General features: G+C 62.4%; 12 protein-coding genes and 1 pseudogene. 7 read left to right on the plus strand and 6 right to left on the minus strand.

The genetic code is table 11. The annotated features are described in order from the left end of the window. Positions 1-972 (minus strand): ATP-grasp domain-containing protein (locus tag EI28_RS00005; RefSeq protein WP_048111637.1); only part of this gene is annotated, 972 nt, incomplete at its 3' end. 498 nt (positions 973-1470) lie between these two features. On the opposite strand from EI28_RS00005, the gene EI28_RS00010 reads away from it, so the two are divergent. From EI28_RS00010 to EI28_RS00035, 6 genes are all read left to right on the plus strand, one after another. Then, positions 1471-2310 (plus strand): class I SAM-dependent methyltransferase, encoded by an 840-nt coding sequence (locus EI28_RS00010; protein ID WP_048111638.1) that lies wholly within the window; start codon positions 1471-1473, stop codon positions 2308-2310. Positions 2311-2457: 147 nt separating this feature from the next. Further along, a complete protein-coding gene (locus EI28_RS00015; RefSeq protein ID WP_048111639.1) occupies positions 2458-3315 on the plus strand; it encodes a phosphate ABC transporter substrate-binding protein in 858 nt (285 codons plus the stop codon). A 32-nt stretch (positions 3316-3347) separates the two neighbouring features. Further along, entirely contained in the window at positions 3348-5240 is a 1893-nt protein-coding gene (gene pstC, locus EI28_RS00020; RefSeq protein WP_082223022.1) for a phosphate ABC transporter permease subunit PstC, read from the plus strand. A 2-nt stretch (positions 5241-5242) separates the two neighbouring features. Further along, the gene (pstB, locus tag EI28_RS00025) at positions 5243-6004 is read left to right on the plus strand and encodes a phosphate ABC transporter ATP-binding protein PstB (RefSeq protein WP_048111642.1); all 762 of its coding nucleotides are present in this window, start codon (positions 5243-5245) and stop codon (positions 6002-6004) included. 5 nt (positions 6005-6009) lie between these two features. Continuing rightward, positions 6010-6660, plus strand: a complete 651-nt coding sequence (gene phoU, locus EI28_RS00030; RefSeq protein WP_048111644.1) for a phosphate signaling complex protein PhoU — start codon at positions 6010-6012, stop codon at positions 6658-6660. Between the two features lie 97 nt (positions 6661-6757). Next, a complete protein-coding gene (locus EI28_RS00035) occupies positions 6758-8224 on the plus strand; it encodes an RNB domain-containing ribonuclease (RefSeq protein WP_048111646.1) in 1467 nt (488 codons plus the stop codon). Between the two features lie 157 nt (positions 8225-8381). On the opposite strand, the gene EI28_RS00040 is transcribed toward EI28_RS00035, so the two are convergent. The 4 genes from EI28_RS00040 to EI28_RS00050 form a co-directional block, all read right to left on the minus strand. Further along, positions 8382-8723, minus strand: a complete 342-nt coding sequence (locus EI28_RS00040) for a hypothetical protein (RefSeq protein WP_231476489.1) — start codon at positions 8721-8723, stop codon at positions 8382-8384. A 329-nt stretch (positions 8724-9052) separates the two neighbouring features. Continuing rightward, positions 9053-9529 (minus strand): mechanosensitive ion channel family protein, encoded by a 477-nt coding sequence (locus tag EI28_RS00045; RefSeq protein ID WP_255342057.1) that lies wholly within the window; start codon positions 9527-9529, stop codon positions 9053-9055. Continuing rightward, the gene (locus EI28_RS15235; RefSeq protein WP_255342056.1) at positions 9430-9870 is read right to left on the minus strand and encodes a mechanosensitive ion channel domain-containing protein; all 441 of its coding nucleotides are present in this window, start codon (positions 9868-9870) and stop codon (positions 9430-9432) included. Before EI28_RS15235 ends, EI28_RS00045 begins: the two co-directional genes overlap by 100 nt. A 174-nt stretch (positions 9871-10044) precedes the next feature. Beyond that, positions 10045-10737, minus strand: coding sequence for a lactate utilization protein (locus EI28_RS00050; protein WP_231476490.1), 693 nt, complete (start codon positions 10735-10737; stop codon positions 10045-10047). Positions 10738-10835: 98 nt separating this feature from the next. Between EI28_RS00050 and EI28_RS00055 the strand changes: the two are divergent. Continuing rightward, positions 10836-11171 (plus strand): annotated as a pseudogene (locus EI28_RS00055) (cache domain-containing protein); the annotation flags it as partial. Positions 11172-11175: 4 nt separating this feature from the next. Here the strand turns inward: EI28_RS00055 and EI28_RS00060 are convergent. Next, positions 11176-11469, minus strand: a complete 294-nt coding sequence (locus EI28_RS00060) for a hypothetical protein (RefSeq protein ID WP_048111652.1) — start codon at positions 11467-11469, stop codon at positions 11176-11178. Positions 11470-11654 lie beyond the last annotated feature (185 nt).

An 11654-nucleotide genomic window follows, 5' to 3' on the forward strand; every position in this document is an offset into this window, starting at 1 on the left:
ATTGATGCCGGATGCCGGGTGAGCACACAGGTGGACCATGTCTTCGGGAAACGGCCACCGGAACGTCATCCCTGTATCGTATCGGAAAACCGGATCGATATCGCCATTTAATGCCATATTGACCAGCAGAACCGGGAAATTAACGCCGGAGGCGATAGATAGATCGAGAGACCCCCAGAACTTCGGATTGATCTCCATCAACTTGAACACGCCATCCCGGTTGTCTTTCTTAAATTCGACCATGGCTACCCCGTGCCACCGTAGTGATTCGAGCAGTTTCAGGCCGATTCTTTTCACTTCTTCGTCGTAGATGCTCTCCGCACAGGTGCTGGGCCCCCCGGTGACGGGGAATTCCCGTTTTCGCCTGTGCATGAAGTATGCTCTCACCTTGCCATGGTTGAAGAGGCCGAAGAATCCGTACCCCGCTCCCGGAATATATTCCTGCAGCAGATACCCGGTGAGATCGAGGCGCTCAAACTCCTGTGGGGAGTCGATATAGCGGATTTTACCGGATCCGTACGGATCCTTTGCCACGACGGGAAACCCGGTGACATCCTCGACCGACACATATTCACCGGGAACGGGAACATCGAGAGTCGACGCAAACCGGATCGTCTTTTGCTTATTGCACGCAACCTGCATCGGCTCATACTCCGCCACGGGAATCCTGGCGAAAGGGAGCAGTTCCTTCTTATGTCGGGAGATTGCAACAGTGGAGAGATATCCGACCGGAACAAGGACGTCTACCGGGTTTTCCTGGATATAGTTCCCGATGAAGTCGATGAATTGTTCTTCATTGCCGGGATCGGGGCACAGAGTGTTGTCATGGCAGTATCGTGAATAAAATGACACGGCTCCGGGATCGGGCGACATAGCTGTGACACGAAACCCTGCTCGCCCCAGACTTCTCACCGCCCCCAGAGTGTGCGTATACGCGGCGTCGGTGATCAGCACCTTTACCTGTCGATCCATATTCCCCCTTCATTTCCGTGTATACCAACAGCAGGCGGGAACGTTCCCGCAGATCGCCCATGCTCTTCTCCCCTTTCCGTGCAGCAGGATTTAGTCGTGAGCCGATGACGAGGATGTGGCATGCACAACAACGGTCAAAAAGATTTCTGCCGGGCAGGATTTGCACAAGAAATATCTCCTCAAGACGTATCAGGAGTATCTTCCTCTGATAAAGCCCTAAATTCACCGCTCCGGTGCGGCTTCATCGACGATTTAACAGCACACTATACGTCCTCGAACGTCGGATGCGCCGGACTACTCACTCTCGCGGGCGGCACAACTACGCCCGTACGAAGATGCGAGAATTCGCTCCGAACTCCATCGCATACCGGATTTACACGATTAACCCCGGCACAGAACCCATACCCCCGTTGTCCGGGCAGGAACGGGAACCCGGTGAGCCGGGTGCGACCGCACGTGAAAGTGAACAGTATATACTCCCGGAGAGGAAAGGGATGTATGCACCGGATCATCGACTGGAACGAGCTCTGGAAGGCGCTTCACGCGGGCTCGTCCGAACGTGCCGAAAAAGACCGCGATCCTGCCGCCCACTGGGACAAACGCGCCGCCGCCTACCGGCGGATCACCCAGGACGAGAAGAAAGCGACCGAACATGAACTCGCGATCCTGGACGTACGATCCGGCGACACCGTGCTCGATATGGGTGCCGGGACAGGGAGGCTGGCCGTGCCGGTTGCCCGGACCGCCGCCCACGTGACGGCCCTCGACCCCTCGGAGGGCATGCTCTCCGTCCTCCGGGAGCGGATGGCGGAAGAGGGGCTCACGAACTACTCCACGGTCACGATGCGGTGGGAGGATACGGTGATCGGGAAGGATATCGAGCCGCACGACGTCGTCGTCGCGGCGTTCTCGCTCGGGTTCTACGACCTCGCCGCCGCCCTCGAAAAACTCGACGCCGCGGCCCGCCGGGCGGTCTACCTCTTCTGGCACGCGGGAGAGTGGCGGAACCCCGACGAGATGGCGCTCTATAGGGCGGTCTTTGGGGAGGCGGCGACCATGCAGAAGGGCTACCCGGACTACATCTACCCCGTCAACGTCCTCCACGACGCCGGGATCTACCCGAACGTCACGATATACCGTGCCGTCTGGGACGCGGTCTACGACTCCCCCGAAGAGGCCGTCAGGACCTGGGCGGCGATGCACAACCCCGGGATGGAGGACATCGCCCCCGTCAGGGATTACTTCACCCGGGCGCTCCGCAAAAACGAGTCGGGGAAGTACGTCGAGACGACGGTGCGGCCGACCGCGGCGATCTGGTGGGAAAAAACGAACGGTTAGCGAATACACCGTAGCAGCCCGGCAGGATGCAGCCATCCGTTCCGGAGAAGCGCCGTCTCCGGAAAAACAATACTGCTATTGTGATTATGGAGTCCCCTATATCCGACGTCGAGAACCAATATACCTTTTCGTATTCTCGTTCATACCATGACAGGAAAAAGTCTGTCTGGTGCGACCACGGTTGCCGTCGCCGGCATCCTCGTGGCATTCCTGGTGGCGGCCGGGTGTGTCGGCGGCCAGCCGTCCGATTCTTCGGGATCACAACAGATCACGGTAACGGGCTCGACGACGGTGCTGCCCATCGCCGAAAAAGCGAGGGAAGCGTTCGAAGAGAGCCATGCCTCTGCCGGGATCATGGTGAGCGGGGGCGGCTCAAGCGTCGGGATCAAAGCCGTCGGCGAGGGGACCGCGGATATCGGCATGACCTCGCGCGACCTCAAACCCGAAGAGGCCGCGGGTTACCCCGGTATCGTCAGGCACCACGTCGCCGATGACGCGATCCTCCTCATCGTTCACCCGGGAAACACCGTCGACCGCCTCACGCTTGATGAGGTGCGGGGCATCTACAACGGCACCTGCACGAACTGGAACCAGGTGGGCGGCCCTGATACGCAGATCGTCGTCGTCGGGAGAGACAGTGCCTCGGGGACGCGGGAGTTCTTCTCGGAATACGTGCTGGAGAGCGAGGACTTCGTCAAAACGCAGGAGGAGTTCAACTCGAACGGCGGGATCCAGCAGAAGGTATCGCGGACTCCCGGCGCAATCGGCTACGTCGGCCTCGGCTACACCGAAGGCGTGAAGGCGCTCGCGCTGGACGTCGACGGGACCGCCGTCGAGCCCACGCTCGAGAAGATCAAGAGCAAACACTACCCGATCAGCCGGCCGCTCTACATGCTGACGAACGGAGAGCCGGACGGTCTCGCGCGGCAGTACCTCGACTTCATCATGAGCGGGGAAGGCCAGGAGATCGTGGCGAGCGTCGATTACATCCCGGTGCAGGGGTGACCCCGCCTCTCTTTTGATCGACCGGAGCGAACATGAAGAAAGAACAGGCTGCACCGGTTCCGTTCCGGGGCTTCGGGCGGTTCCGGCGACCCGAAGCCGGGATCGATCCCTCCTCTGCCGGGGCAACGAGGCAGCTCGTCGACAAAATCGTCGGCAAACTCCTCTTCCTCGTCGCGCTCTTCGCGATCATCACCGTCTTCTTCATCATCGTCTTCCTGCTCCGCGACGGATACCAGATCGTTCTCGAGACCGGCGTATGGTCATTCTTGACCGGGCCGGACTGGAACCCGGCGGGATACAATCCGGCTTACGGCGCATTGCCGCTCATCGTCGGGACCGTCCTGGTGACGGCGCTCGCGATGGTCATCGCCGTCCCCCTCAGCATCGGTACGGCCATCTACATCGCGGAGATCGCCGGCCCCCGGACACGGGAGGTGATCAAACCGGCCGTCGAACTGCTGGCCGGCATCCCTTCCGTCGTCTACGGGTTCTTCGGCCTGATCCTCCTGACCGACTGGATCCGCATCGCCTTCGACCAGCCGTCGGGATCGAGCTGGCTCGCGGGCTCGATCCTCCTCGCGATCATGGCCATCCCGACGATCACGAGCGTCGCCGAGGACGCCATCGGTTCGGTTCCCCGTGAGTTCAGGGAAGGCAGCCTCGCTCTCGGGGCGACCCACTGGCAGACGATCCGGATGGTCGTCGTGCCCGGTGCGCTCTCCGGTATCGGCGCGGCGATCATCCTCGGGATGGGGCGTGCCATCGGCGAGACGATGGCGGTGCTCATGGTCACGGGGAACGCCGCCGTCATCCCGGACCCGATAACCGACGTCTTTTCTCCCGTGCGGACGCTGACCGGGACGCTTGGAATCGAGATGGGCGAGGTCGCGTTCGGGAGCCTGCACTACCACGCGCTCTTCGGCGTCGCGGTGGTTCTGCTCGTCATCACGCTCGTCGTCAACAGCGCGGCAAGGCTCATCGTCAGCCGGATGCAGGGGACGGCACGGCCCGGGCCGCATCGGGCGCTCACAGCGGTGGCCTCGCGCATAACCCACGCCGCATCGGCGCCGTTCGGGAGAGTCGTCCCCCCGCGGACCTCGCAGCGAGGTGCGTTTCTCCTGATGTCGCTCTCGGTCGCGATCGTGCTCGCGGCACTCGGGGTGATCCTCGCGGAGATCGTCGTCAACGGTGCTGGGGCGATCACCTGGGAGTTCCTGACCGGGACCCCGAGCGACCTCGGGAGAGAAGGCGGGATCTTCCCCGCGATCGCCGGGACGCTCTACCTCGTGGGAGGAGCCCTCGCCATCGCCCTTCCGCTCGGGATCGCGACCGCAGTCTATCTCATCGAGTACACGGGCGACGGGCCGTTGACGCGGAGTATCCGTGCGGCGGTGGACCTGCTGAACGGGACGCCGTCCATCGTCTTCGGGCTGTTCGGGTTTGCCTTCCTCGTCCTCTTCATGGGCTTTGGGGTCTCGATGATCGCCGGGCAGATCACCCTCGGGCTGATGATTCTTCCCACAATCATACGGACGACCGAAGAGTCGCTCCGGTCGATCCCCGGCTCCCTCAGGGAAGGAAGTTACGCTCTCGGGGCGACGAAGTGGCAGACGATCTCGCGGGTCGTCCTCCCCCCGGCGCTCCCCGGGATCCTCACCGGAGCGATCCTCTCCATCGGGCGCGCCGCAGGCGAAACGGCGCCCATCATGTTCACTGCAGTGATCTTCAGCAGCAGACACCTCCCGTCGTCGCTCACGGAGCCGGTGATGGCGCTTCCCTACCACCTCTTCATCCTCACCACGAGCGTCCCGGGGGCGTCCGCGCAGAAGTTCGGGACGGCTTTCGTGCTCCTGCTGCTGGTGCTCTCGATCTATCTCGCCGCAATCCTCGTCCGGCGGCGATACAACCACGCGAAGGTGATGTAGAAATGGACAATTCCACAATTCTCGAGACAAGAGACCTCAACCTCTGGTACGGGCAGAAACACGCCCTCATCGACATCACGGTCCGCATCCCGAAGAAGACGGTCACGGCGCTCATCGGGCCGTCGGGATGCGGGAAGTCGACCCTGCTCCGGTGCTGCAACCGGATGAACGATCTCATCGATTCGTCGAGGATCACCGGGAACGTCCTCTTCAACGGGGAAGACATCTACGACGGCCATGCGGACGCGTATGCAGTCCGCGAAAAGATCGGCATGGTCTTTCAGAAACCGAACCCCTTCCCAAAGAGCATCTACGAGAACGTCGCTTACGGCCCCCGCATTCACGGGGTGCGGGAGAAGGGTGCGCTCGACCGTATCGTCGAGGAGAGCCTGAAGGGCGCAGCGCTCTGGGACGAGGTGAAAGACCGGCTCCATGAACCGGCGCTCGCCCTCTCGGGCGGGCAGCAGCAGAGGCTCTGCATCGCACGGTCCCTCGCGGTCGAACCCGAGGTGATCCTGATGGACGAACCCTGTTCCGCCCTCGACCCCATCGCCACAGGAAAGATCGAGGACCTCATCATCCGGCTTGCCCGGAACTACACCGTCGTCATCGTCACGCACAACATGCAGCAGGCGGCGCGGGTCAGCGAATACACCGGGTTCATGTACATGGGAGAACTGATCGAGTTCGACGAAACCTCGCGGATCTTCGAAGATCCCGGCGAAGAACTGACGGAGAACTACATCACCGGACGATTCGGGTAGATACAATGGCAGAGAAATTTCATGCGGAACTTGCGTCCCTGAAAGAGGACGTCCTCGCGATGGGCTGCCTCGCACGCGACATGCTGCATCGGTCGGCGGAAGCGCTCCGGACCCGGGACGCGGCGCTGATCGAGTCGGTCGCCCGGGACAAGCAGAGGATCGCGGACCAGGATCACGAGATCGAACAGAAGTGCCTGAGGCTCATCGCACTCTATCAGCCGATGGCAAAGGACCTGCGGACGATTGCAGCCTCGCTGAAGACGATCACCTACCTCTACCGCATCGGGCGCTACGGCAAAGACATCGCCGCCGTCGTGCCCGAACTCGCCGACGCGCCGCACGCAGGAGGTCTCATAGGGATTCCCCGTATGGCGGGTATCGTCGAGGGGATGATCGCGGACGCGCTGGTCGCCTTCGAACGCGAAGACCTCACTGCGATACGCGGCATCGAAGAGAGGGAGGAGGCGGTCGACGCCCTCAGGTATTCCATACTCCGCGAATGCCTCGCCTGCATGACGGAGAACCCGGAGACGATCGCGAGGTGTACGAACTACATCATGATCGCCCGGTACCTCGAACGGTGCGGCGACTATGCCTGCAAGATCGCGGAGAAGGCGCACTACATGGTGACGGGGGAACGGGTCGAGATCCGGTGAACGGTCCGGTGGTAAGAGCAGGCCGAAACCGCCGTGGATAGGGCGAAGACCCCCACAGGCCATTTTTTATACCCGTAAACGAATCACTCAAGCAGAGATGCAGAACCAGCAGCCCGTCAACCTCAAGGGCATCGCGTGGACGGCGATGCAGCAGTACGGTTTTATCCCCGGGTTCCCGCCGTCCGTCCTCCGCGAGGTCGAGGGGCTCGACGCAAAGGTCTTCCCGGAGACCCTCGACGACCCCCGCGACCTCCGCTCGCTTTTCTGGTCCTCGATCGACAACCACGACTCACAGGATCTCGACCAGATCGAAGTCTGCGAAGAAGGGCCGGACGGGGAGATCCTGGTCCGGGTCGCCATCGCCGACGTCGACGTCTACGTCCCGAAAGACTCGGAGACCGACCGGCGCGCCGCCCACAACGGAACCTCGGTCTACACCGGCGTTACGACCTTCCCGATGCTCCCCGACCGCCTCTCTGCGGGCATCACCTCGCTCCTGCCCGGCCGCGACCGGATGGCGGTCGTCATCGAGTACACCGTTCTTCCGGACGGGAGCACGGTACCCGGCGACGTCTACCGGGCAATTGTTGCGAACCGGGCAAAACTCGTCTACGAGGAGGTCGGCGACTGGCTGGAAGGGAAAGGACCCGTTCCGGGGGGGGTCGCGGAGATGCCGGGTCTCGCGGAGCAGATCCTCCTCCAGGACGAGGCCGCGGTGCGGATGAGGAAGCGCCGGACGGAGGGGGGGGCGCTCGCCCTCGAGACGATCGAGGCCGAACCGCTCGTCGAGGAGAACCGGGTCCTGGGGCTCGTCATCCAGGAGCAGAACCGCGCCCGGTGCCTGATCGAGGAGTTCATGGTCGCGGCGAACGGAACCCTGACAACGTTCCTGGACGCCGCCGATCTCCCCATGATCCACCGGGTCGTCCGCACCCCGAAGAACTGGGACGGGATCGTTGCCGAGGCTGCGGAGCGCGGCGAGAACCTTCCCGCCGAGCCGGACGCCGAAGCGCTCACCCGGTTCCTCATCCGGCAGAAAGCGGCCGATCCCGACCGCTTCCCCGACCTCTCGCTCACCGTGGTGAAACTGATGGGAGCGGGCGAGTACGTGGCGTTCCGGCCGGGCGACGAGCCGATAGGCCACTTCGCCCTCGCCGTCACCGACTACACCCACGGCACCGCCCCGAACCGGCGCTACGTCGACCTCATCATCCAGCGGCTGGTGAAATCCGTCGTCGACGGCGAGCCCCATCCTTACACGCCGGCTGAACTCGAAGAACTCGCCGCACGGCTCACCGGCCGCGAGAAGGCGTCCCAGAAGGTCGAACGCTACGTCCGGAAGGCCGCAGCGGCCGTCCTCCTCCGGGAGAGGATCGGCGAGACGTTCGAGGCGTTCGTCACCGGCGCCTCGGAGAAGGGGACCTACGTCCGGCTGATCGATCCGCCGGCCGAAGGAAGGGTCGTGCTGGGCGAGCAGGGGCTCAGGGTCGGCCAGAGGGTGCGCGTCCGCCTGATGGCGGCGGACCCCTACAAAGGCTTCATCGACTTCGGGCGCACCCGGTGAGGGAGGCTCGTTGAAACCGGGAAATCCTCCTGGTTCATAGTGAAGATGCAAAAACGGTTAAGATCTTGAAATAAGGAAGAAGGGCGGCCTTGCGTTCATCCCGGGTTTTCACCCGCGGGAGTTCACGCTCTGCCGCCTTCAACCCCGGGGTAAAGCCTCAGAGAAGCCCCAGGATACCGATGACGATCGCGATGACACCGATGATCGTCTGGAAGCCGCCCAGCCACGTGCCGAACTTCTCGAGATACTTACCGAGACCCGGGACCACGTGGAACGCACCGGTCAGGAGGATGACTCCTACCAGGAAGGCAACTATACCCTGCAGCGAGAAGATCCCCAGCAGTCCGAGGATCATCATGATGATCCCTATGATGACCTGGAAACCGCCCAGGAACCTGCCTGCCTTCTCAAGGAAGCCCCCGAGCACGGGCAGAGCCCCTATAATTCCCGCACATAATACCAGTCCGCCGATTATGTTCATTATCGCGGTTATTGCCACAATTTCACCTCCATTGCATCACGTTACAAAGTTAAGTTATAAATATCCCTCTGATACCATAAGTTAATTCAATTAACGTCGGACATCAATTAAAAAAATGCATTGACCTTTCTGGACAGGGATACCTGCCAACGTTTGAAAACCGACATTGTACGTGACTCCTCCCCTCGCACCGGGAGCATCCAGGGACATTTTCAGCCCCGGTTCGGCATCCTGCAATACAGCCGGGATATGCGGGGAGAGAACCCTAAAACCACGGGGACGATGTCCATAGAGAGTCCCGCCGGGCAGGGAAGGGGCCGGACGCGAATCTAAAAAATAGAAGTGATCTATTGCATCCTGTCCAGGTGGACGTCCACCTGCGGGAAGGGTATCTCGATGCCGGCCTCCTTGAACGCCCGGACGACGTCGCGGGTCAGGTCCCACTGGACGTCCCACATATCGGACGTCTTTGCCCACGCCCGGAGAGCGAGGTTCACCGAAGAGTCTCCGAGTTCGGTGACGAGAACCGTGGGTTCCGGCGATGGGAGCACTCCCTTGTGGGCCGTCATCAGGTCGGTGGCGACCCGGATCGCCTTATCGAGGTCGCTGTCGTAGGCGACACCTACCCTGACCTCGGCACGGCGGGTATCCATGCGGGTGGAGTTGATCACCGGGCTCCCCCAGACCAGAGAGTTCGGGATGGTGATGTAGGTGTTGTCGAACTTCAGCAGCTCGGTCGCCATGATGCCGACCGAGGTGACCGTCCCGGATATGCCGTTGACCTCGACGAACTCACCCTTGTCGATGGGGCGGAACGCCGCCAGACCCCGGCGGCGAGGTTGGTGACGGTATCCTGGAGGCCGAAACCGAGGATGAGCCCGATCACCGCCGAGAGCCCGAGCACCATGGAGGAGACGTCGAACCCGAGCGTCGCGAGGACAATGAGGGCGAGGATCACGTAGAGCAGGACCGAGAAGAACCGGACCAGGAATTCGATGACCAGGGCGGGCAGTTTTGACGCCCGGGAGAGCATCTTTGTGAAGACAGACGTAAGCACCTTCACCACGATCCACCCGATGATCGCGACAAGCACAGCGAGAACAACGCTTTCAATCGTGATGTCGGAGAGCGGAACGGGGAAGCTGAGGATTTCTGCGATCTCCATGCATTAAGGTAGCACGGGAGGTCAGATATACTGAACCCCCGGGTGGAGGAGAGAGGGGGGAGTAGGGTTGACCCGCGCCTCGCAAAAGAGGTGAACCGGGCATACGCCTGCCGTGAAGACGCTGCCCTTCACATGAGCGGGCAGGCCCGGTGCCGCCGCGCGGGACAGCCGGATTCAGTAGCCGAGCCGCTCCCGGATCAGGACCAGGGTTATCCTCCCGTCGGTGTCTTCGTGGTCGAGGATGACGTGTTTGCCGATGTAACTCCCGGTATTGTAGGCGTGCTGCGCACGCCGGTTCTCGAGAGGCAGGGCGTACTCCCGGCACCGCCGGAGCGCATCGTCGAGGGTCGGCACGATCTTGTTCGTCCCGGAGACGAGGATGAGGTGCGCCGCCGCGTGAGGCCATGCTCCCATCCGGCTCCCGGTCTTGTCGCACCCGACGATCTCGCCCGCTTCGGTGATTGCCTGCACCCCGGAGAGGAAGTAGTCCGCAGCGACGCTCTTGCGGCGGAGCGCGTGCCGCTTCCCGGTGTCGTTCTCGGCGGTGATGGCCGCGTGGTAGTCCCGCCACCCCTTCGGGTTCTCTTTGAGCACCCGGTCGTATCCGATCTCGATCAGGGTCGTCGAGTAGCCGTTCATGACCTCGGCTCCTTCGGGCAGCAGGTCGACGACCGCCCGGAGCGCGTCCTCGGCCGTATCGACGACGACCACCCTGACGTTCCGGGCCTCGATCGCCTCAGCCGTCTTTTTGAGCGTCGCTTCGTCCGGCGTCCGGCTCCATCGCTCCACATCCACCCCGGCATCGGCCGTCAGGTTGACCGCACTGTACTCCGTGGCTTTCGCCATCTGCTGGGTAACATTCGCCATCAGATCACCTCACGGTCGGGGGATGCGATCCCACATATACCTCTCGATGAGCGGAGTCGGGAGAGGAGAGCACATCATTTTCCCGGCGAGGAAGATTCCGGCGTGTCAGGATCACGCAGGGACCCCTCTACGTATACGCTTACGACTATGGCGGGACGCTCCTTGCCCACCCCCACGAGAAGGACGCGATCGGCACGAGCCTGATCGGGCGGCAGGACCCGTACGGGATGGAGAACATCCGGGCGCTCAGGGATACCGCAGAGTCGGGAGGAGGATTCATCGTCTTCATCTGGCCGAACCCCGGGCAGGAGGACCGTGACGAACTCAAGATCGGCTACGTCCTCCCGGTCGACGACACCTGGTGGGTGGGGTCGGGGGTCTACTCAAGCGAGATCACCGGGGAGAGCGCATCGCTCCCCTCCCCGGCACCCTGAAAGATCAGGGGGCCTGACCGGCCCCCACTTCCTCGCTGTCCCATACGAGGGTGCTCTTCATCTCGGTCATGATCACCCGTGAGCCGGGGGGAACCCGGATCGCGTCGCCGATATCCTCGGGCGCCGACGCCCAGACGACCTGGTGCCTGAAATCCCCGTCGGGCAGCAGCACCACGACGCTGTAGGTGTTCATATCCTCCTCGGGAGTGCCTTCTTCCTCTCCCGGGGTGACGCGGTAGCACGTAAACGTGACCGGTCCCGATCCTTCCCCTATATTCTCTTCGGCTTCGCCACTCATACGCATTCCTCATCACCCGGGTGAGCGCCGGTTCCCGGGGTCTCGAACGCCCCTCCCCGGACTGCGGGAGGCCGCGTCCTCCGCCCGCCGGAAAACCCGCCCCTCTCCCGGGAGCCACCCCCTCTGGTGCCCTCCTGATAATAAACTTGCCCCGTGCCGCAGCCTTCGTGTGCGGGGGGTCAAAA

This window comes from Methanoculleus sp. MH98A (genome assembly GCF_000691865.1).
Classification (GTDB): Archaea; Halobacteriota; Methanomicrobia; order Methanomicrobiales; family Methanoculleaceae; genus Methanoculleus.